Here is a 20,473-nt window from a genome sequence, read left to right on the forward strand (position 1 = left end):
TAATAAAACGTGTGAATATGCAATTCTGCATATTCACACGTTTTATCACAATGTTATGATTTAATTTAGTTAAAGAACAAGTATACCGAGGTGACTAACTTGAAATTTAAAGCGAAAAAAAATCCATTCCACGTCATTTTCATTACATTATTTCTAATTATTTTTTTCGTTTCGTTATTCTTCCAAAATGAAAATTCTATTTTTTTCACTCTCATGATGCTATTAAATATCGTGAATCTTTCTTCATTCTATTTCTCTCACTACAACGTAACGGAATCATCTCTTGTTGTAAAACACGGTTTCATACTTCGTACTGAAATCCCATTTAAAGACATTCGCCATATTAAGTACTCTGGCAAAAAACTTCGTTCAAAAAAATGGACTAGGCAACAATTAGAAATTAATTATAATTTATTTGACTCAGTGACCACTTTCGTACCACAAGAAGAAGAAAAATTCATTTCACTCTTAAAAGAGAACTGCCCACAGATGAAAGTAATGAATACGCCTGCTAACAAATAATATATTTTGAAGCTTGCAGTATTGCAAGTAGATGAAACATAAAAATGAACATCAAAAAAGCCAAGATTCTATACTAAGAACCTTGGCTTTTTCTATTACTCTTTTGGAGCAATCATTTTCTTTGGATCTACAATTTCATCAAATTGCCCTTCTGTTAGTAGCCCAGATTGCAATGCTGCTTCTTTTAAAGTTAATCCCTCTTTATGAGCATACTTCGCAATTTTCGCTGCATTTTCATATCCGATATGTGGGTTTAGCGCTGTTACAAGCATTAGTGAACGATTCACATTTTCATTAATTACTTCTTCATCTGCTTCAATACCAACTGCACAATTGTCATTAAACGAAACAATTGCATCCGCTAATAAGTGAGCTGATTGTAAGAAGTTATAAGCAATAACAGGTTTAAATACGTTTAACTCAAAGTTACCTTGGCTCGCAGCAAATCCGATTGTTGCATCATTCCCCATCACTTGCGCTACAACCATCGTTAATGCTTCACTTTGCGTTGGATTTACTTTACCTGGCATAATAGAGCTTCCTGGTTCATTGGCTGGAATAATAATTTCTCCAAGACCACTACGTGGACCACTTGCAAGCCAACGTACATCGTTAGCGATCTTCATTAGATCTGCAGCTAATGCTTTTAATGCACCGTGAGTATATACAACTTCATCATGGCTCGTTAATGCATGGAACTTATTTGGTGCAGAAACAAATTGTTTACCTGTAAATTGACTAATTTCCTCTGATACCATCTCACCAAATTTAGGATGAGCATTAATACCTGTTCCAACCGCAGTTCCACCAATTGCTAACTCTTTCATATATGTATTGCTCTCTGCAATCATACGCTCTGTTTTTTCAAGCATACGGTGCCATCCGCTAATTTCTTGCCCTAAAGTTAACGGTGTTGCATCTTGTAAATGTGTACGACCAATTTTTATAATATGTTCAAATGCAGTTACTTTTTCTGCTAAAGTTCCTTTTAATTTCCTGATTGCTGGTAATACGTGATTTTCTACTGCGATTACACAAGCTACATGGAGCGCCGTTGGAAATGTATCATTTGAACTTTGTGACATGTTCACATCATCATTTGGATGAATATGTACGTCAGATCCATTCTCTTTCAAAATTTGATTCCCACGATTTGCAATTACTTCATTCACATTCATGTTTGACTGTGTACCACTACCTGTTTGCCATACGACAAGCGGAAAATGTTCATTCCATTTCCCTGCAATCACTTCATCAGCAGCTTCTACAATTGCTTCTGCTTTTTCTTCTGATAACTTTCCTAATTTTTGATTGCTAAGCGCTGCACTCTTCTTTAAAATTGCAAATGCTTTTACAATTTCAAGCGGCATTTGCTCTGTTCCAATTGGAAAGTTTTCTTTACTACGTTGTGTTTGTGCTGCCCATAATTTATCAGCTGGAACTTTTATTTCTCCTAATGTATCTCTTTCAATTCTGTACTCCATGTTTTCATCCCCTTGAAAATATAATACCTACATCTCTTATAATAACAGACTTTTTCTTAAATGATAAGAATTCTCACTCTTATATATAGATATTTTATATTTATTTTAAAAAATTCCTCTTGACCTAAACTTAAGTTTAGGCTGTATCCTTTCCATTGTAACCTACTATAACACTACTGGAGGAATTCAATATGAAAAAATATGCTTTTATAACAGGTGCGAATAAAGGAATTGGATATGAACTTGTTCGTCAATTAGCAGAAAAAAATTATCACGTATTTTTAGGTGCTCGTAATGAACAACTTGGACAACAAGCCGTAGACTCTTTAAATGTTTCAAACGTTTCCTATATTCAAGTAGATATTTCAAATTCACAATCCATTCAAGAAGCAACAAAGAAAATTCACGAAACGACTGACCATTTACATTTATTAATTAATAACGCAGGCATTGCATTAGACTTCAATACGCTACCTAGTGAATTAAATATTGAAACTTTACGCCAAGGATTTGAAGTTAACTTTTTTGGAACTTTCCAAATGATACAAGCCTTTTTACCATTATTAAAGAATTCAAGCAACAGTAAAATACTAAATGTAACAACTGACATGGCCTCACTAACAATGTTTGCTAATGGTGAAACACATCCAATCAATACACTAGGATATAATTCTTCCAAAACTGCTATTAATGCTTTAACATTAGCTTTTAGTAAAGAATTTGCTACTAACGGTCCAGAAGTATTTGGGATAACTCCTGGTTTTACAACTACTGATCTTAATGGAAATTCCCCTGGTGGCCATACAACTATTGAAAGTGCTAAAATTATTATTAAATATGCATTAAGTGAAACAAACTATAATGGTAAAATACTAAATAAAAATGGCATTATACCTTGGTAACAAAAGGATGAATGATATGTATTATACAATTGGGCAAGTCGCCAAAATGCAACACTTAACTATTTCTCAAATACGTTATTATGATAAACAAGGACTGTTCCCTTTTCTGCAAAGAAATGAAAAAGGAGATCGAGCTTTTGATGAAGAAGCACTCAAATACTTAGAAATGATTTTGTGTTTAAAAAACACTGGTATGCCTATTCAAAAAATAAAACAATTTATCGACTGGTCTATGGAAGGAGAATCTACCATCTTTCAACGGTTGGAATTAATGAAACAACAAGAGACCAATGTCTTACAGCTCATCCAAGACACTGAAAAAAACTTAAAAAAGATACAACAAAAAATTGCTAAATATGAGAATGAAGTAACTTCAGCAGATGCTATTACAAAATAAAAAATCACCTTCTACATATTGTAGAAGGTGATTTTTATTTTATGATGCTTGCTTTCCTTTATCTGCATCATCTACATACCAGATGAATTTGCCTGTATATCCGTAAATAACTGCTAAAATTAACGATACGAAGCTTAACCACATAAACGGAACGTATGAGAACGTTGCTACACCTAAAATACCCGCCATAAAAATACCATTATCAGACCATGGAACCATACCTGAAGTTAACGTTCCACCTACTTCTGAGTTACGCGCTAATACACGACGGTCTATTTTTAATTTATCATAGCTATCTTCCATAATTTTTGGTGTTAAAATTAGTGATACATACATCGCACAACCAAATATATTAGCTAAGAATGCCACGATTAATGTAGACAATGTTACATTACCTGCAGAATTTAATTTCTTCTCAAATTTTGATACGATTACTTTTAAAACACCTAGTTTTTCAAGTAATCCACCAAATCCTAAACCGAAAATAATAACAGCTACTGAGCCAAGCATGCCGTTAATTCCACCACGGTTTAATAACTTGTCAACAAACTCAACACCAGATTGAATTGAGAATCCGTTATAAGCTGTTCCAATCGCCTCTCCAAAGTTCATCCCTTGGAAAAGAGTTGCCCAAATTGCACCAATTAAAGCTCCCATTGCAATTGTTGGCATAGACGGTTTCTTCATCGCTAATAGAACGATAACAATGACCGCTGGAATAAGCATCCATATTTTAATATCAAATTGCTTTAATAAAGCTTCTTTTAAAAATTCTACTCGATTCAAATCTACATTATCGCCGCCATACATCCAACCAGCTACAGTAAACATAATACTAGTAATAATATAAGCTGGAACATCTAATACGAGCATAGCTCGAACGTGAGCAATAACATCTACTTTCGCCATAGAAGCTGCAAGAACTGTGCTATCAGAAAGTGGTGATAATTTGTCGCCGAAATAAGCTCCTGAAAGAACTGCACCAGCAACAAGCGGAAGTGGTAAACCAAGTCCTTCACCAATCGCCATCATAGCAATACCTGCTGTTCCCACTGTTCCCCAAGACGTTCCTGTTGCGATAGAAGTTATAGAACAAATAATTAATGTTGCTAATAGGAATATGCTAGGGTGAATAAATTCTAATCCATAATAGATTAATGTTGGTACTACCCCACCAGCAATCCACGTTCCAATTAAAGCACCTACTGCAACTAAAATCAGTATTGCTTCTAATCCGTTAGAAATCCCTTTCGTAATTGCATCTTGCAATTCTTGATAACGAAATCCTAATCTTAATCCAAGCGCAATTACTAAAAACCATGAAATAAATAGCGCTAATTGAATTGGGAGATCAAAAATCGTTTGGAAGGAAAAGACAACAGCAAGAAATAGTAATAAAAGAACTATGATTTCTAGCATCGATGGTAATCTTACACTTTTCATTTTTTTCTCTCCTTACAAGTCGATAACATGACGTATGTCGTCTTACATGTATGTAATATACAATTAGCGAAGACAAAACAAAATTTTCATATTATTTCGATTTATTTTTCCAGTATAATATATTCACAACCCTTTCTATTGTAAAAGTAGATTACGTTTTTCGCAATGAAAAATATAAAAAATGTTGTATTTTTATTTATCCCGATATTTTCGGCCAATAAGACCTCCGCCTTAAAATTCAGTAAGCGCAAAGCACTTAGATAAGAAATTAACTACTGTAAAATTCCGAATTGATATGAACGTATTAAAGCTTCACTTTATTTACAAAGAACAATCCCATACTAACTTTTTTAATATTTGCTGCAACAAAACTTTTTACAACTATCTTCACTTTTTAATTAACACCATTATTTTCTACACAAAAAATAGGGCACACATCATTAAAATGATGCATGCCCTATCTTTATTTATACATATTTTGTATTTCTTCTTTATTTTTAAGTATTTCCTCAAACTTATCACTACAACCCTTCGGAAATAACACTCCCAGTCCATATGAATGCGCAAATTGAAAATGAGGGTACTTCGCTTTTACCTCATCCCAAAACTGATATACGCCGAAATCACCACTTCTAACTTCAATATCATGAAATAATACAATACCGTTTTTCGCGACTTTCGGTAGCCATGTGTTATAATCGTGAGAAACAGCTTCATACGTATGATAGCCATCAATATGCAAAAGATTTATCGTTTCATCTTGAAACTGGTCTACAGCATCATCAAAAGTAGATCGAATTAAATTTCCTATATTAAGGTAGTTATCGCTCACTACTTTTTCTACTATTTGAAAAACCCCTTCTCCATATGGACCTGTATGCCCATCTCCAGCCCAAGTATCTACTGCAAAGCATTTAGTCGATAACCCTCCATCTTTTACTCCCTGACAAAAACTGAAGAAAGAAGCACCTAGATGTGTACCTAACTCAACTAAAGTTTCTGGTTTTTCAAATCTTACTAAGTCATATGCAAAATCTAAATGTCCACTCCACGCAGATTGTGACCGAATAATAGGACTAAATGTTTCAAATTCAAATGATGGTTTATGAGTAACCCAGTTCATCGCATAACTCCTTCTGCACATATTTTTAACAAACCAAATTACTCTTATCTTTATTTTTTTATCGCCATGATTATGATTCTATTTCATGAAAATATGAAGAATTTATTCTTTTCTATTGAGGTAAAGCGTCATATACATATGGTTCAGTTGGCTTATCAATTTTCTCGATTTTGTTTACTTTTACAAGTGGAAAGACTGTTCCTTTATATGTCGTTTCATCTAATAATCCTGTTATTTTCACCCATGTTTCTTTTGGAATTTTCCCAACGTTTTTCCCGGTAACAATCATCCCCCAGACTGATGCATCCGCAATACAACAAGTTATGCCATATCGAGCCACTACTGCTTTATTACCCGTCACATCCTTATCATTATATATAAACCCTGAGAATATAATTTCTTTCCCTTTAAACCCTTTTACATCTTGACCAATTATACTCATTGTTTGAACATAATCCTTATCCTCTACTTGTAGTTTATGCTGTCCTAACATACTTTTTACTACTTGCTCTTCCGTTTCATAAGTCGTTGATAAATTTGATGTTTCATCTGGATCATCGAATACCTCTCGCCCATCAAAATCATCCTGTTTCCCCTCTTTTTCATTCCCTTCCATACTTCTCGCCTGTACACTTTGATTCATACCCCTTTTTCCTGCTAAACTTCCATCAATTGTTACATTTCCAAATAGAAAAGCACTAATAATCGGAACAACAAATAAAACATATACAAAGAAACTTTTCATCCCTGATTTTAATGCTGTATGATGCTTACAACAATTACAATCATCCTCTTTTTCTCTCCCATCTCTCCAAACTTGTAAAGAACCAAGAAGTAAAATCACTACAAAAGCTATATACGTAAATTTAATCATTTTTGGAGCGATAAAATTATAAATATTCCCTGTTACAAGTAGTTTAAATAAGAGCATTGCTAAACCAATTAAAATAATACCACGAATATAGCGATGATATGCCTTCTGCTCCTCTTTCTCCATTCTTTCTCACCTCCTATAACATTATAATTTGCAGGATGGTATACACAGATACAATGACAATTCCCATTAAAAAGAATACAAATTTCTTTTGAAAATATGCAAATAGCATTAACGTATTTTTCATATCAAGCATCGGCCCAAACACAAGAAATGCGAGAAGTGCCTTTACTGAGAAAACATGTCCAAAAGATGCCGCTATAAAAGCATCGGCTGCAGAGCAAATTGATAAAACATAACCAAATCCCATCATAATAAAGGGGGCAATTACTTCGTTATGTGCTACTGCATCCAGTACATTCCGATCAAAAAACGTTTGAAATACACTTGCTAAAAAAGCACCAATCAATAAATACTTACCAGTATCAAAAAACTCATCTACAGTGTGATTCATAACATCTTTCCAACTCTTTTTTTTGCTTGTTTGAACTGAAACCTCTACGTCTTTTAAAACATTTCTTTCGCGATAGCAATAATACACAATTAGACCTATGAATAGAGCAACTAAAATTGTTATCCCAAAGCGTGCATATACAACATAATCATTTTTTTGAAACGCATATACAGTAGATAAAAAAACGACTGGATTCATAATGGGTGCACTCAGTAAAATAACAATGCCTACATGAAGTGGTAACCCCTTTTGAATGAGCCTTCTTACAATTGGTATAATGACACATTCACACATTGGAAAAAGAACTCCCACAAATACTGCTGGAATCATTGCAACAATCGGAGATTTCGGCATTACTTTTTGAATCATATCTTCCGTCACAAACACTTGAATAAATGAAGAAACAATTACCCCTAATAAAATAAAGGGTATTGCTTCAAAAATGATACTTAAAAATACTGTATTCACATTCAACCATTCCTGTGGTATATTTTTGTGCAAATTTGCTAGACTTGTAAAATCTACAAAAAATAATAAAAAGAGAAACATAGCGATAAGAGCTATGCCTACTAATTCTTTTGAAACTCTATTAAAGACCAAGCTTCTCGCCTCCATTTTATTTATATGTAAACATGTGCTTGTCCAAATGCTTCATACTACAGCACAAATTTTATAGTCTATTTCTATTCTCAAATCGTAATCATTATGATTTATTATTGATTTTTCTTTTTCCATCGTTTAATATAAAACGTAATCATTACGATTTAAAAGGGAGATCATTTCATGAAAAAAGTACCTATCACTGTATTAAGTGGGTTTTTAGGATCTGGAAAAACTACCTTACTACATCACATTTTGACTAATAAGAACAACTTAAAAGTAGCTGTTATCGTTAATGATATGAGCGAAGTAAACATTGATGCATCTCTTATAAAAAAGGGTGGTTTTTCACGTACGGAAGAGAAATTAGTAGAAATTCAAAATGGTTGCATCTGCTGTACACTACGAGAAGATTTAATGATAGAAGTGGATCGTCTTGTTGAAAATGGTGATATTGACTATATTATTATTGAATCTTCTGGTATAAGTGAGCCTATTCCAGTTGCTCAAACGTTTACTTATACAGACGAAGTTCTTAACATTGATTTAACGAGAAATTGTCGCCTCGATACGATGGTTACAGTTGTAGATGCAAATAGGTTTTGGGATGATTTTGCAGATGGAGAAAGTTTATTAGACCGAAAACAAGCAATCGATGAGAATGATACCCGGGAAGTTATTGATTTATTAATAGATCAAATTGAGTTTGCAAACGTAATTATTCTTAATAAAATAGATTTGCTAGAAAAAGAAGATGTGATAGAGCTTCATCATTTACTAAAAAAATTAAATCCTAATGCAAAAGTTCTTAAATCTTCGTTTAGCAAAGTACCATTACAAGAAATTTTAAACACAAATCTATTTAATTATGAAGAAGCCAGTCAATCGGCCGGCTGGATACAAGAATTAAATAGTGAACATCATACACCGGAAACGGAAGAATACGGTATCAATTCCTTTGTTTACCGTCGCAAATATCCTTTCCATCCCGAGCGCCTTATGAATTGGCTAGAAAAATGGCCTTTAGATGTTGTAAGAGCGAAAGGATTCTTCTGGCTCGCATCTCGTAATAATATGATAGGGCTTCTATCTCAAGCAGGTTCCTCTATTACAATTCAAGGAGCCGGTGAATGGATAGCCGCATTACCTGAAACTGAAAGAAATCAAATGATTGCAGAAGAACCAGAAGTATTAAAAAACTGGGACGAGCGATATGGAGATCGAATAACTGAGCTCGTATTTATCGGTATTGATATGAATCGTTCTGTGATTGAACAATCATTAGATGATTGTCTATTAACAGAAAAGGAAATGGAACAAAAGTGGAATACATTTATTGATCCTATTCCGGCTTTTACTTATACTTCATAATAATTAATAAAAGGCTTCAGTAGAATGAAGCCTTTTTATTTTATAGCACTCTTATTTAATAGGTTTGCTTTAATTATAAATACAACTGTACCTAAAACAATTAATATAGTATATATGTTACCAACTACATCACCTATTTTTTCTAAGCCAAGCGGTAATATTATAGTAGCAACTCCGACTATATAAGAAAATGCTCCTGAAAGCTTCACTAATTTATTTTTATCTCCAACAAACGTTTCTTCTTGATATCCTGCTAACAAAAACAACCTCTAAAGAACAGCACCCTATTATTCAAGCGCTACAAAAACAAGATGAAAAACAAATGGAACAAATGATGTCTCAAAACTGGCTCCGTCCCATGAAAGAAATATAAAAAATGATTTCTATGAAATAATAAAGCTGGCTACACAAAAGTGTAACCAGCTCCTTATTTACTAATCTATGTGCTATGCCTGAATATTTGCGTAATCCTCAATATCTTCATACTCTTTTTCTAATTCCTCTAAAGACAGCTCGTATAATTGTCGGTCACGAATTTTAAACACACCTGCTCCAATTAACTCATCAATTAAATGCCTCTTACGATTTTCAACAGCAAAACGGAGTTGACTACTCATCTTTAAAAAAACTCCTTTCCACGATCATTGAAAATGATAATCTTTATCAATTACCACTTTTGATTATAAAAGATGACTCTTTATAAGTAAAGTAATTTCATGAAATATTTACCTGACAAAGTATTTGTGGCCACATTATATATATGTATGCCGTGCGAAAAATGTTATGACACATTTTCTTATCCTTTTTCTTTCATACTTTGCAGGTTGTCTCACTATGATTAAATTCACCATCTATTTCTACTTGAATGGTGACATGTTCTACATGAAACTTCTCCTTTAATACATCCGTAGCCTCTTTTAATACATTTTGCGTTTCATCACCTTTAATAATCAAATGGCAAGTTAATACTTGAAAATCAGATGTGACAGACCATATGTGCAAATCATGAACTTCTTTTACAACCGTAATATTTAATAATGTACTTTTTACCTCTTCAACATTTATGTGCTGGGGTGCACCTTCCATTAATATATGGACGGTATCACGTGTTACACGCCATCCACTAATAATGACTAAAATAGACACAAGAATACTAGCAATCGCATCAGCAACCGTCCATCCGAAAAATTTAATACATAGCGCTGCAATAATCGCTCCGACTGATCCTAATAGATCGCCTAATACGTGGAGGAAAGCACTTCTTAAATTCAAGTTCCCCTTCACATCTCCGCCTCTCATTAATATCCAAGCTGATAAAATATTAATAAGCAGACCAAGTACAGCAATAATGAGCATCCCATTACTAGCAATCTCAACTGGTTCTTTAAAACGGCGGATTGCTTCAATAAAAATGTATACCGAAATGACAATAAGAACGACACCGTTACATAATGCTGCTAACATTTCGACTCGCTTATATCCATATGTTTTCGCAGTTGTTGCTGTTTTTTCTCCGAGCTTAAACGCAAGTAAACTTAAGGCTAAAGATACCGCATCACTTAACATATGCCCCGCGTCAGATAATAGTGCTAAGCTATTTGTTACAAATCCACCAACAACTTCTGCAATCATAAAACTTGTTGTTAGTAGGAAGGCAATTAGTAACGCCTTTTTATTTTTTGAATGACCATGATCATGCGAATGTCCCATACGAATACTCCTTTAAGTACAATATCTGTATGTTAGTATGAAACAAACTCCCCATCTTTATCCCGAATTGACTGATTGTAAACGCCCGCTTCCTCTGTATACACACTTCGCTTCTTTTTAAACAATCCCTTTTTCTCAAATAAAACAAGACTACTTCTTTTTTATTTTCATATTGTTTACTAATGAAAGAATTTTTAAGGAGGTTACTAAAATGAAACGTTTATTTCTCTGTATGGAACGTGAACTTGTTGTAGTGAAAGAACAATATGATGACTATGAAACGACTTACCACTTACAAAATATGCAACCTACCTGTATCGCTGTTGATCCATTTCAAAAAAATCGTGTATATTGCGGAACATTTGGACGAGGTCTATGGTTAAGTGACGATAGCGGGGATTCATGGAGACCAATTGGAGATTCTTATCGTTACTTTGATTTTCCTAAAGAAGATGGTATTTTGCACTCCTCTATCACTTCCATAACAATAAGCTCAAATGAACAAGTTAACGGATATGGTGTCGTTTATGTTGGCACAGAACCGAGCGCTTTATTCCGCTCTGAAAATGGTGGTGAAACGTGGACTGAACTTAAAAATATGAAATCATTATTATCTTCTTATACGTGGGCATTTCCGCCTAGACCTTTTACCCATCACGTACGCTGGATTACAGTTGATCCAAACAACCCTAATACAATACACGTTTCAATCGAAGCTGGTGCTGTTATTCAAAGTAATGATAAAGGGCATACATGGATCGATAAAAAATTCGGTGCCCCTATCGATGCTCATCAATTACTTATGCACCCTGAAGCACCAAATCGCCTTTATGCATCATGTGGTGACGGATTTATGGGCGGACCTGATCGTGCATATCTTGAAAGTTATAACAATGGAAACAGCTGGATCTCATGCAGTGAAGGACTTGAACATCATTATTTATACAGCATGGCTATCGATCCCGCTGATTGCAATACGATTCTCGTTTCAGCTGCACCGAGTGCTGATCTCGCTCATCACCATATTCCTTATGAATCTTATATTTATCGAAAAACGAAAGATACTCCTTTCCAGCAAGTACAACAAGGACTACCATCCGCAATCGGTACAGTCATTTCGATGTTTGCGACAAACAAGGCAGAGCCACATACGTTTTACACGTTAAATAACAACGGCGTGTTTCAATCCAATGATAGCGGCGAATCGTGGGAACAACTAAACATTCCGTGGAAAGATGAGTATAAAACGCAGCATCCACATGCGTTACTCGTAACTAGTTTTTAGCGAAAAGAGAGACTGCCTAATGTTTTTAGGCAGTCTCTCTTCTATTTCTTTAAATCAATTACGATATCATCTAGAACAATATCTTTACTCTTCGCTTCTTTTTTCGGCACTTCAATTTTCTTCTCTTTTCCATTCACATACTCCACTCCACCATGATTTTCAGGTGTATGCACTCGCAAATTCACATGAGGCGTAACGATAAGCTTTGTAGCATTTTTATTCAATTTTTGGAATGTAGTACTCCAACTACTTTTATGTGGTTCTGCTACTGTACCCGTTCCGCCATTTCCTTCACCAGCGTATTGATTTCCTAAATCATCTTTTATTTCTAGCTCAACATCTGCACTATCCCATATGCGCCTTAATGCCTTAGATTCTTCCTGATTATAAAAAACGATAAATGACATAGGTGTTACTTCCATTTTGTCTATATTTACTTTTATACCTTCTTTTTCGGAAATCCCATTAACTTTTATATCCTTACTATCCATCGCCTTTAAAGTAAGAGCAAAATTCCAATTCCCTTTTATTGATTTTTTTTCTTCGTACATATTAATTGATTCCATATTCCATCTAACATTTGCAACGTCCATTCTTTTACTACCAAGATCACTTGTTGTAGTCATACCTACATATTTTTTATCTCCTACTTTCGTAGTTTTAGAACTTCCAGCCGCACCATTAGACATGCTTACTTGCGGGGAACCAAATATGCTCGGATGCTCTCCTAAATCTTTTTCACTTTCGATAGAATACGTTATCGTTACAGTTCTCCCATCAAACACAGCATCATTAATTGTAACCTTAACCCCATTACTCTCTCTCGTCATATTCAATTCAGTCGAAAACTCTTTATAATTTTCATGTAGCCCTGTTCTACCATTATCTAAAAATCGGAATATATCTCCTACTATAGGAAGACCTCCAGCATAGGTTGGAAAACCAATACCAAGTGTTGCAACTGATAGTCCTACTAAAATAGATGCAGCAGCGACACCTTTTTTCCAACTTTTCATCTTTTTCTTCGTACGTATCGATTGTTTTACATTACGCTTCACTTTTTCTTTTTCAATTTCAGAAGCCTCAATTTCCTCTAGTTCTTTTTCATCTATATCAATATCATTTAATAGTTCATAAATGTCTTTCATATTGCACTACCTCCAAAACTAATTTTCGTAGCATTTTGTTGTAGTTTCTTTTTCCCCCGGTACACTCGATTATCAATTGCTGCCCGAGTTAATCCTAACTTGTCACCTATTTCCTCTGTCTTCATACCAAGTAAATATTTCATAATGAATACCTTTTGATCTAACGGTTCTAATTGATTAATGAGCTTCAATAATTCTTCCCTATCTTCCATAACGATTAATTCGTCTTCTGCTGATTTTTCTGTACTGATATGAAACTCATCTGAAATAATTTCTACTTTTTTAGTCGCTTTTCGGTAATAATCAATTGCTTTAAACTTTGCAATCGCTGCAATCCACTTTTTAAAATCACTCGGCTCTCCATGGAATTTATTTGCGTTATTCCAAATGGAAAGAAATATATCGTTTATACATTCCTCTATGAGTCCATCATTTTGAATTGGAAGTAGAACTTTATGCGTGATCCCCTTTATGAGTGGTAAGTATGTATCGACAACAAATTCTAACGCGCCTTCTTTTTGCCGCTGTAATCTTTTTATAAAATTTTTCTCATTTGATTTCATGTAGCGATTCCCCTTATTGTTTTGTAAAAGCTTTTACACCCTATATAACGTCTGAAGAAATTTTTTCTCTCATCTTTTTTATTTTTTGTATGTAATGGAATACTTCCCCTTAGCCATTGTCTCACATGACTATGCGTTCAAAGAAAATTTTCTCAAGTCTACAATTTAATTCATGTAGTACACTATTTATATAGTCATTCTTTAATTTGGTGTACATTTTATTTCATTAATATATTTTTAAAATTAGGAGATGAGATGTGTATGTGTGGAATTACAGGTTGGGTAAATTGGAATAAGGATCTCTCCAATGAACATGTTATTTTAGAAAAGATGGCAAATAGTATCCAGCATCGTGGTCCTGATGCTGAAGGATTTTGGTTTTCACCTCGCGCGGCCTTTGCACACCGACGTTTAATTGTTATTGATCCAGAAGGCGGGACGCAGCCGAAGACATTTCGTGCTGGTGATTATACGTATGCTCTTACTTATAATGGAGAAATTTATAATTTCCGTGAACTGAGAGAGCAACTTCAAAAATGTGGTCATACATTTGAAACCCATTCAGATACAGAAGTATTACTACATGCTTATTTAGAATGGAAAGAAGACTGCGTACGACATTTAAACGGAATTTTCGCTTTTGCATTATGGGATGAACAGAAGCAACAATTGTTTTTAGCACGAGATCATTTAGGTGTAAAACCGCTCTTTTTTACAGAAAGAAATGGCAGTATTATTTTCGGCTCTGAAATTAAAGCATTATTAGCGCATCCATCTGTCCCTGCTGAAATTGATGCGGATGGAATAAATGAAATATTTGGATTAGGCTTATTTCGCACTCCAGGATGTGGTGTGTTTAAGCATATTCAAGAAGTACGTGCTGGACATTCTATAACATTTACACGTCATAAAAAAGTAGTTACGAAGTATTGGAATTTAGAAAGTAAGATCCATACAGACTCTATAGAAGATACATCTTCGCATATTTTATCTATTTTACAAGATACAGTAAAAAGACAATTAATTGCCGATGTTCCTCTCGTTTGTATGTTATCAGGCGGATTAGACTCTAGCGGTATTACTGCACTTGCAGGTAAAGAATTTGCAGAGGAGCACGAAACACTTCACACGTATTCAATCGACTTTTTAAATAGCGCCAAAGATTTCGAGCTGACATTTGCTCGCACTGGCTTAGACGCTCCTTGGGTAAAACGTGTTTCCGAACATGTAGGGACATCGCATCATGACATTATTGTGAATGCTGAAGAATTAGCAAATCACTTATTCGTTCCCCTCCATGCGAAAGATTTGCCAAGTGCAGGCGAAATGGAAACTTCACTATATTTACTATTTTGCGAAATGAAAAAAGATGCAACCGTAGCTTTATCTGGTGAATCGGCTGATGAAGTATTCGGGGGATATCCTTGGTTTCATCAAGAAGAACTACTGTATGTAGATAAGTTTCCATGGTTAACAAACTGGAAAAACACATCTTCTCTATTATTAAACGAAGTAACAAAGCAATGTAATCCTGAACACTATATCAATAAAAGATTCCATGAAGCTGTTCATGAAGTACCTACTCTTGAAGGGGAAAGTAAAAAATCCGCGAAACAACGCCAAATGTTTTATTTATTTTTAACGAGATTCCTTCCTTTCTTACTTGACCGTAAAGATCGTATGAGTATGGCTGTTGGTTTTGAAGTTCGTGTACCGTTTTGCGATTATAGATTAGTTGAATATTTATGGAATGTTCCTTTCAACATAAAAAGTATTGATAATATTGAAAAAGGCATTTTACGTAGAGCACTACAACCAGCTTTACCTGACGATGTACGCAATAGAAGAAAAAGTGCTTATCCAACTTCACAAGATCCACACTACTTACAAACAATCCGTAATTTAACACTTGATATGTGTAGCAATAAAAACAATCCTATTTTCTCACTTATTAACCATTCCATCTTACTTTCAATTGCTAATCAAAGTAATAAAGAGATTAACAATTTTGAGGCAAGAAGTGCCATGGAGTATATGCTACAAGTAAATGAATGGTTGAAAACATATCATATTCATATTGCTTAACAAAAAAGAGTTCAAGGATAAAAACCTTGAACTCCTTTTATATTAATTAGCACATTGTTTATTATCAGTATCAATAGACCATCCAATAATCGTGGCACAATCTCTACCTTTCCACTGCAATACATTTGTTAATACGGGCTCAATCTGCAAGCAACTTCCGTCGTGTAATATTTCTACTAAAGATTGATCATCATCAAACCTTCGTTTGTCACACTCTAAAATACCATCTGTTGCCATTACAATGTGATTCATTCCTTTTTCTAATCCTCTTACACCTGACGTAAAGCAAGGTGTATTTGCTGCAAAAATATTTTTCCTACCAATATATTCGTAATTTTTCCGTTTATTTAATCGTCCTTTTCCATTTTTCGTTTTCTCAGAATGGAATAAATACGCGAAACAATCACCAACTGATAACCAATATAAAAATTCGCCTTTTCGTAAACAAATTAAGCAAGCGAGTTCCTCATCATCTTGATCACATTTTTTAATAAATAACTCATCTGTAAATAACGCTAATAAGTACATATGTGTATGATGAAAAGCTAAATGTATTGGATATGAGAATAACTCTTTTAGTTTTTCTTTTCTTGCCGAAATCGCTTCTATTATATAATCTATATTTTTTGTTTTGTGATGTGTATCAAAAATCATAACAAATTCAAATTGTAATTCAGGATCCCACCAAGCAAGCACCGCATCTCCTCGTTCATATGCATCACTCTCTTGATTCCCCCCATATACGCCGACTGAAAGAGGACCACATTTTTCAACATGTATTTCATCTACATACATCTGTTCATGACTAATCCATTTGAATGTATTCACAGCTATCATCCTCTCTCTTGCTAAATGTATACCTTTACACATAGATTACCTTATATTTCAATAAAAATAAACTTTTTCAACATTTTTTATCCAAATAAAAGGATTTTATTTCTAAAATAACGAATATATCTTACTATACGATATAAAAAGGGGATTTATTATTATGAACAACATTAATCAACATTGGGAGAGCATTTATTATCACTTACGATACGAATACGAGGACAACCTTTCCCACCAAGCAATTCGTATTTTACAAATCGTTTCTCGTGAGAAAGATATAACAATTGGAAAAGTCGCTACTGAGCTTAGTCTTTCTCATAACACAGCGTCTGAACACATAAAGCGCCTTATTCAAAAGGGCTTCATCGTTAAAGAGAGAAATAAACAAGATGAAAGAGTGGTAAACCTTACATTAACAATTGAAGGGATTGAAGTATTAGAAAAACATACTTTACTGGATAAAGAAAAGATAAAAATATTAGAATCACAGTTATCAAAAGAAGAACAACAATTAATTGAAAAAGCATTTTCGTTATTAGCGAAGGAGGCAAAATATGCATTTCCTCGTTAAAGTAATCGTTTCGGCACTTATTATCGGCGTTATCACTGAAGTTGCTAAACATTTCAGTACGATAGGTGGCTTTATTGCTGCCCTTCCACTCGTTAGTTTACTTAGTCTATTTTGGATTTCATTCGAAGGCGGGAATAAACAAGAATTAAGTCAATTTGCTTTAGGGGTATTATATGGATTCCTCGCATCAGCACTACTATTATTTATCGTCTATATTGGTTTAAAAAATTCATTTACACTTAGTACATCTGTCCTACTCGGTATAGGTGTTTGGTGTATCGTTTTTGCTTGTCAAAAATTATTTCAAGCTTAGGAGGAATTAACATTCATAAATTTGTAGAAATAATGGGGCAAAATATAGAAGTACATATAAAAGGAAGTGGTAAACAAACTGTAGTCATTCAAACCGGAATGAGTTGCTCATTTTATGATTGGTTTCCTATTATAGAAAAGCTTTCAGAGTACTTTACAGTCGTTTCATACCATCGCCCAGGTTACGGAAAAAGTGATGTAGGCCATCAGCCGCGTACAATAAGGCAAGTTACAAAAGAGCTACATATGTTACTAAACAAACTAGCTATTCAAGAGCCATTTATTCTAATCGGTCATTCCTACGGAGGATTATGTGCACAACATTTTGCGATGTTACATGAAGATAAGCTGCAAGCACTTATTTTAGTTGATTCTACTTCGATGAACTTACACCGTTTAGATGAACTTCATTTACCAATTTCTGATCAAACTGATTCTGATGATGTTTGGTTTCAAAAATATAATATGTATTCCAAAATGGATGTAGACACACTTTATAATGAACTAAAATCTATGCTCGCCAATCAATCAAAACAGCAAATTGAATTCTCTACCTCCGCCTCATTATATAAAGCGACAGCTTCTGAACTATCTGAGTGGAAAAACTGTGCTCTCTCACTAAAAGAGCTATGTAAAACATTAGAAATACCATTAATCGTTATCGGTAGAGATCCTCAATATTCTATTACTCAATTGACTAATGGTGGCATGCCAAAAGAGGAAGCAACACAACTTGAAGCAATGTGGCAAGAACTAATTCATGAACAATTACACCTCTCAACTAACAGCCACTATATTCTTGCCCAACATGCTAGTCACGGTATAGAAAATGATCGACCAGATATTATTATTGAAGCAATTCATTTCTTACAAATCAAAAAAGGAAGCAACTAAAGCTGCTTCCTTACTTATCTTCTATTCATAATCTTCTTCATCATCGATTTCTTCGTAATATGAACTACCATTACTTACATATATAGGGCCATTCGCAACATCAATACGTAGTACCCACGCCCATGGCACAGCTAAACGTTTATGTATCGCTCGCCAAAAGCTCATTGATTTTCTTTCGTACTCCTGGAACTCCTGAAGTAACTCTTTGTAGGAGGAACCGTCTAACTGAATATTTGCTTCTAACAAACGAGAATGAGCATAGTACTGTAACTCTAGTTCAGCAGCAATTTCCATTTCTTCTTCCGTTGCCATACCAATAATTGTTCCATCTTCTGGTGCAATTTCATATACGTTTTGAACTTCAATAAGCCCTTCTTTCTCTTTCTCAAACATGTAAACAGCCTCCTTTAACATATATTTTTTATGTTACAAAGTCATACTTCTACAATAACTTCTCTGTTTCCTCTTTTTTTGATAAACTTTTACAAAATATTTAACCGATGACCTGTTTTCTCTATTCTTTCAGCAGAAATGAAGCGATTTTTATCAAAATTAAATTTATACACATCAGGCATATGAAGTGTTTTCCAAAACTCAAAATCATATTTCGAATTAAAATAATTCATTAGTAATACCATAATATTCCCATGCGTACCTATTACAATGTTCTTACCTTCATATTGTTTTAATATATTTTGCATACATATTACAGCGCGCCTTTGTGCGACATCACTCGATTCTCCGCCTTCGTATGCAAAACTCCAATCTTTCCACACATTCTGCATAGCAACATTAAAATCTGCTACTGGCTCTGTACTCAATAATCTTTCACGCAAATCTTCTTCTGTTTGTATTAATAATTTATATGTATTCGCAATTCCTTGTACAGTTTGGATCGCTCTTTTGTACGGACTAGAAATAACAACATCAATATGTTTATCTTTTAATAAATGCGTTACATTCTCTGCATCACAGTTCCCTTTTTCAGATAAAGGTCGTTCCCGTTCTTCTTTTGTATATGTAGAATGGGCATGGCGAACGAAATAGATTGTCGTCATTTATTCATCTCCCTTTTCCGTTTTTATCCAAATTCAATACATTACCATCAAATCCCTTTACCTTTATTATAAGTACTGTCAAATTCAAATGTTGATTTTCATATTAATAAAAGGGAAACACCTCATATGGTATTTCCCTCAATTAAAATAGACTACATCCAATTAAATACTTTATCAATTTTATTTCTATCGTATTCTAATATCCAATCATTATATGTATTATAAATATCCCTAATTGTATCAGGAGAGATAGCTAATACATCACAACCTCTATCATCATAAACGTGAAATATAGTATTCTTGTTAACATTTATAAAATACACCCTATGAAAAATACTCGGTTTTATTCCCATATCTTGATTACAAATTGCTTTTAGCATAGGAATGTATGTAAAGTCAGAGATTTCACATTTCAAAGTATATCTATGTGTTTTATATGCTCCATCTTCATCTTCATCTGGAAAAATATAAGGGATTGTATTTTTCTGTAACTTAAACAAATCGGACTTCTCTTTGACATACTTAGAAAAGATATTCAATTTCTGTTTGAAAGTTTCACCGTTTGCATGGTCATTTACATCCACTACAATATAAATATCATCTTTTGTTGAATGTAAAGACTGAAATAAAGTAATCGTCCTTTTATAAACGCCTTCTAAATATAGACAATTTTCATAAATGTTATTACAATCATAGTCCACACCTAATCTAAAACGAATACCAATATCCCAATTATAAAATAGAGGTGGTCTAAGTTCTAAATTCGGAAACGTTTCAAGCATATAC

General features: G+C 33.9%; 23 protein-coding genes and 1 pseudogene. 10 read left to right on the forward strand and 14 right to left on the reverse strand.

The window, feature by feature from the left end; translation table 11 throughout:
- Nucleotides 1-99: 99 nt before the first annotated feature.
- Nucleotides 100-522, forward strand: coding sequence for a PH domain-containing protein (locus tag MHI28_RS08225; RefSeq protein WP_000669083.1), 423 nt, complete (start codon nucleotides 100-102; stop codon nucleotides 520-522).
- A gap of 95 nt (nucleotides 523-617) precedes the next feature.
- Here the strand turns inward: MHI28_RS08225 and fumC are convergent, their stop codons facing one another.
- Complete coding sequence (gene fumC / locus MHI28_RS08230) at nucleotides 618-2,006, reverse strand: class II fumarate hydratase (RefSeq protein ID WP_000456612.1); 1,389 nt, start codon at nucleotides 2,004-2,006, stop codon at nucleotides 618-620.
- Nucleotides 2,007-2,197: 191 nt separating this feature from the next.
- Between fumC and MHI28_RS08235 the strand changes: the two genes are divergently transcribed.
- Both MHI28_RS08235 and MHI28_RS08240 read left to right on the forward strand, forming a co-directional pair.
- On the forward strand, nucleotides 2,198-2,908 hold the full coding sequence (locus MHI28_RS08235; protein WP_000759560.1) for an SDR family NAD(P)-dependent oxidoreductase: 711 nt from the start codon (nucleotides 2,198-2,200) through the stop codon (nucleotides 2,906-2,908).
- Nucleotides 2,909-2,924: 16 nt separating this feature from the next.
- Nucleotides 2,925-3,305 carry a MerR family transcriptional regulator gene (locus tag MHI28_RS08240; protein ID WP_000291857.1) on the forward strand — a complete coding sequence of 127 codons (381 nt, stop codon included), beginning with the start codon at nucleotides 2,925-2,927 and terminating at the stop codon, nucleotides 3,303-3,305.
- Nucleotides 3,306-3,344: 39 nt separating this feature from the next.
- On the opposite strand, the gene nhaC is transcribed toward MHI28_RS08240, so the two are convergent.
- The 4 genes from nhaC to MHI28_RS08260 form a co-directional block, all read right to left on the reverse strand.
- A complete protein-coding gene (gene nhaC, locus MHI28_RS08245) occupies nucleotides 3,345-4,748 on the reverse strand; it encodes a Na+/H+ antiporter NhaC (RefSeq protein WP_000843986.1) in 1,404 nt (467 codons plus the stop codon).
- Between the two features lie 463 nt (nucleotides 4,749-5,211).
- Nucleotides 5,212-5,871 carry a class I SAM-dependent methyltransferase gene (locus MHI28_RS08250; protein ID WP_001104666.1) on the reverse strand — a complete coding sequence of 220 codons (660 nt, stop codon included), beginning with the start codon at nucleotides 5,869-5,871 and terminating at the stop codon, nucleotides 5,212-5,214.
- Between the two features lie 112 nt (nucleotides 5,872-5,983).
- Nucleotides 5,984-6,868 (reverse strand): TIGR03943 family putative permease subunit, encoded by an 885-nt coding sequence (locus MHI28_RS08255; protein WP_000409945.1) that lies wholly within the window; start codon nucleotides 6,866-6,868, stop codon nucleotides 5,984-5,986.
- A 13-nt stretch (nucleotides 6,869-6,881) separates the two neighbouring features.
- Nucleotides 6,882-7,874, reverse strand: coding sequence for a permease (locus MHI28_RS08260; RefSeq protein WP_003309320.1), 993 nt, complete (start codon nucleotides 7,872-7,874; stop codon nucleotides 6,882-6,884).
- Nucleotides 7,875-8,042: 168 nt separating this feature from the next.
- On the opposite strand from MHI28_RS08260, the gene MHI28_RS08265 reads away from it, so the two are divergent.
- Complete coding sequence (locus MHI28_RS08265; RefSeq protein WP_000757662.1) at nucleotides 8,043-9,230, forward strand: GTP-binding protein; 1,188 nt, start codon at nucleotides 8,043-8,045, stop codon at nucleotides 9,228-9,230.
- A gap of 35 nt (nucleotides 9,231-9,265) precedes the next feature.
- On the opposite strand, the gene MHI28_RS08270 is transcribed toward MHI28_RS08265, so the two are convergent.
- Nucleotides 9,266-9,496 carry a hypothetical protein gene (locus MHI28_RS08270; protein WP_102981840.1) on the reverse strand — a complete coding sequence of 77 codons (231 nt, stop codon included), beginning with the start codon at nucleotides 9,494-9,496 and terminating at the stop codon, nucleotides 9,266-9,268.
- A gap of 8 nt (nucleotides 9,497-9,504) precedes the next feature.
- Here MHI28_RS08270 and MHI28_RS08275 point away from each other — a divergent pair.
- Nucleotides 9,505-9,603: pseudogene (locus MHI28_RS08275) on the forward strand (GntR family transcriptional regulator); the annotation flags it as partial.
- A 73-nt stretch (nucleotides 9,604-9,676) separates the two neighbouring features.
- Here the strand turns inward: MHI28_RS08275 and fbpA are convergent.
- Complete coding sequence (fbpA, locus tag MHI28_RS08280; protein WP_000098300.1) at nucleotides 9,677-9,847, reverse strand: Fur-regulated basic protein FbpA; 171 nt, start codon at nucleotides 9,845-9,847, stop codon at nucleotides 9,677-9,679.
- Nucleotides 9,848-10,040: 193 nt separating this feature from the next.
- A complete protein-coding gene (locus tag MHI28_RS08285) occupies nucleotides 10,041-10,940 on the reverse strand; it encodes a cation diffusion facilitator family transporter (protein ID WP_000510030.1) in 900 nt (299 codons plus the stop codon).
- A gap of 211 nt (nucleotides 10,941-11,151) precedes the next feature.
- Between MHI28_RS08285 and MHI28_RS08290 the strand changes: the two genes are divergently transcribed.
- Nucleotides 11,152-12,225 (forward strand): WD40/YVTN/BNR-like repeat-containing protein, encoded by a 1,074-nt coding sequence (locus MHI28_RS08290; protein WP_000825316.1) that lies wholly within the window; start codon nucleotides 11,152-11,154, stop codon nucleotides 12,223-12,225.
- A gap of 41 nt (nucleotides 12,226-12,266) precedes the next feature.
- Here the strand turns inward: MHI28_RS08290 and MHI28_RS08295 are convergent, their stop codons facing one another.
- A complete protein-coding gene (locus tag MHI28_RS08295) occupies nucleotides 12,267-13,373 on the reverse strand; it encodes a DUF4179 domain-containing protein (RefSeq protein WP_000653118.1) in 1,107 nt (368 codons plus the stop codon).
- Nucleotides 13,370-13,936: a sigma-70 family RNA polymerase sigma factor gene (locus tag MHI28_RS08300; RefSeq protein ID WP_000840029.1), complete on the reverse strand. Its 567-nt coding sequence runs from the start codon at nucleotides 13,934-13,936 to the stop codon at nucleotides 13,370-13,372. Before MHI28_RS08300 ends, MHI28_RS08295 begins: the two co-directional genes overlap by 4 nt.
- Before the next feature lie 261 nt (nucleotides 13,937-14,197).
- Between MHI28_RS08300 and asnB the strand changes: the two genes are divergently transcribed.
- On the forward strand, nucleotides 14,198-16,021 hold the full coding sequence (asnB, locus tag MHI28_RS08305) for an asparagine synthase (glutamine-hydrolyzing) (RefSeq protein WP_000334020.1): 1,824 nt from the start codon (nucleotides 14,198-14,200) through the stop codon (nucleotides 16,019-16,021).
- Nucleotides 16,022-16,063: 42 nt separating this feature from the next.
- Here the strand turns inward: asnB and MHI28_RS08310 are convergent, their stop codons facing one another.
- Nucleotides 16,064-16,891 carry a protein phosphatase 2C domain-containing protein gene (locus MHI28_RS08310; RefSeq protein ID WP_002083203.1) on the reverse strand — a complete coding sequence of 276 codons (828 nt, stop codon included), beginning with the start codon at nucleotides 16,889-16,891 and terminating at the stop codon, nucleotides 16,064-16,066.
- Nucleotides 16,892-17,012: 121 nt separating this feature from the next.
- Between MHI28_RS08310 and MHI28_RS08315 the strand changes: the two genes are divergently transcribed.
- From MHI28_RS08315 to MHI28_RS08325, 3 genes are read left to right on the forward strand one after another with little or no spacing between them, the layout of a single operon-like run.
- Nucleotides 17,013-17,423: a MarR family winged helix-turn-helix transcriptional regulator gene (locus tag MHI28_RS08315; protein WP_001059787.1), complete on the forward strand. Its 411-nt coding sequence runs from the start codon at nucleotides 17,013-17,015 to the stop codon at nucleotides 17,421-17,423.
- Nucleotides 17,407-17,736, forward strand: a complete 330-nt coding sequence (locus MHI28_RS08320) for a DUF3147 family protein (RefSeq protein WP_340827750.1) — start codon at nucleotides 17,407-17,409, stop codon at nucleotides 17,734-17,736. Before MHI28_RS08315 ends, MHI28_RS08320 begins: the two co-directional genes overlap by 17 nt.
- On the forward strand, nucleotides 17,697-18,629 hold the full coding sequence (locus MHI28_RS08325) for an alpha/beta fold hydrolase (protein ID WP_002083200.1): 933 nt from the start codon (nucleotides 17,697-17,699) through the stop codon (nucleotides 18,627-18,629). Before MHI28_RS08320 ends, MHI28_RS08325 begins: the two co-directional genes overlap by 40 nt.
- 21 nt (nucleotides 18,630-18,650) lie before the next feature.
- Here the strand turns inward: MHI28_RS08325 and MHI28_RS08330 are convergent, their stop codons facing one another.
- The 3 genes from MHI28_RS08330 to MHI28_RS08340 all read right to left on the reverse strand — a co-directional run bounded on the left by MHI28_RS08330 (nucleotide 18,651) and on the right by MHI28_RS08340 (nucleotide 20,469).
- The gene (locus MHI28_RS08330; protein WP_000461779.1) at nucleotides 18,651-19,022 is read right to left on the reverse strand and encodes a hypothetical protein; all 372 of its coding nucleotides are present in this window, start codon (nucleotides 19,020-19,022) and stop codon (nucleotides 18,651-18,653) included.
- Nucleotides 19,023-19,111: 89 nt separating this feature from the next.
- Nucleotides 19,112-19,687: a histidine phosphatase family protein gene (locus MHI28_RS08335; protein ID WP_000208294.1), complete on the reverse strand. Its 576-nt coding sequence runs from the start codon at nucleotides 19,685-19,687 to the stop codon at nucleotides 19,112-19,114.
- A gap of 152 nt (nucleotides 19,688-19,839) precedes the next feature.
- Nucleotides 19,840-20,469, reverse strand: a complete 630-nt coding sequence (locus MHI28_RS08340; protein ID WP_340828441.1) for a DUF3885 domain-containing protein — start codon at nucleotides 20,467-20,469, stop codon at nucleotides 19,840-19,842.
- Between the last annotated feature and the right edge of the window lie 4 nt (nucleotides 20,470-20,473).

The organism is Bacillus sp. FSL K6-0268 (assembly GCF_038005425.1).
Taxonomy (GTDB): Bacteria; Bacillota; Bacilli; order Bacillales; family Bacillaceae_G; genus Bacillus_A; species Bacillus_A thuringiensis_S.

Coding starts and splice junctions, on each gene's coding strand:
- MHI28_RS08240 (WP_000291857.1), top strand. CDS start 2,925: ATGTATTATACAATTGGGCAAGTCGCCAAAATGCAACACTTAACTATT.
- MHI28_RS08340 (WP_340828441.1), bottom strand. CDS start 20,469: ATGCTTGAAACGTTTCCGAATTTAGAACTTAGACCACCTCTATTTTAT.
- fumC (WP_000456612.1), bottom strand. CDS start 2,006: ATGGAGTACAGAATTGAAAGAGATACATTAGGAGAAATAAAAGTTCCA.
- MHI28_RS08290 (WP_000825316.1), top strand. CDS start 11,152: ATGAAACGTTTATTTCTCTGTATGGAACGTGAACTTGTTGTAGTGAAA.
- fbpA (WP_000098300.1), bottom strand. CDS start 9,847: ATGAGTAGTCAACTCCGTTTTGCTGTTGAAAATCGTAAGAGGCATTTA.
- MHI28_RS08255 (WP_000409945.1), bottom strand. CDS start 6,868: ATGGAGAAAGAGGAGCAGAAGGCATATCATCGCTATATTCGTGGTATT.
- MHI28_RS08260 (WP_003309320.1), bottom strand. CDS start 7,874: ATGGAGGCGAGAAGCTTGGTCTTTAATAGAGTTTCAAAAGAATTAGTA.
- asnB (WP_000334020.1), top strand. CDS start 14,198: ATGTGTGGAATTACAGGTTGGGTAAATTGGAATAAGGATCTCTCCAAT.
- MHI28_RS08295 (WP_000653118.1), bottom strand. CDS start 13,373: ATGAAAGACATTTATGAACTATTAAATGATATTGATATAGATGAAAAA.
- MHI28_RS08300 (WP_000840029.1), bottom strand. CDS start 13,936: ATGAAATCAAATGAGAAAAATTTTATAAAAAGATTACAGCGGCAAAAA.
- MHI28_RS08330 (WP_000461779.1), bottom strand. CDS start 19,022: ATGTTTGAGAAAGAGAAAGAAGGGCTTATTGAAGTTCAAAACGTATAT.
- MHI28_RS08250 (WP_001104666.1), bottom strand. CDS start 5,871: ATGAACTGGGTTACTCATAAACCATCATTTGAATTTGAAACATTTAGT.
- MHI28_RS08310 (WP_002083203.1), bottom strand. CDS start 16,891: ATGTGTAAAGGTATACATTTAGCAAGAGAGAGGATGATAGCTGTGAAT.
- MHI28_RS08320 (WP_340827750.1), top strand. CDS start 17,407: ATGCATTTCCTCGTTAAAGTAATCGTTTCGGCACTTATTATCGGCGTT.
- MHI28_RS08265 (WP_000757662.1), top strand. CDS start 8,043: ATGAAAAAAGTACCTATCACTGTATTAAGTGGGTTTTTAGGATCTGGA.
- MHI28_RS08335 (WP_000208294.1), bottom strand. CDS start 19,687: ATGACGACAATCTATTTCGTTCGCCATGCCCATTCTACATATACAAAA.
- MHI28_RS08315 (WP_001059787.1), top strand. CDS start 17,013: ATGAACAACATTAATCAACATTGGGAGAGCATTTATTATCACTTACGA.
- nhaC (WP_000843986.1), bottom strand. CDS start 4,748: ATGAAAAGTGTAAGATTACCATCGATGCTAGAAATCATAGTTCTTTTA.
- MHI28_RS08235 (WP_000759560.1), top strand. CDS start 2,198: ATGAAAAAATATGCTTTTATAACAGGTGCGAATAAAGGAATTGGATAT.
- MHI28_RS08285 (WP_000510030.1), bottom strand. CDS start 10,940: ATGGGACATTCGCATGATCATGGTCATTCAAAAAATAAAAAGGCGTTA.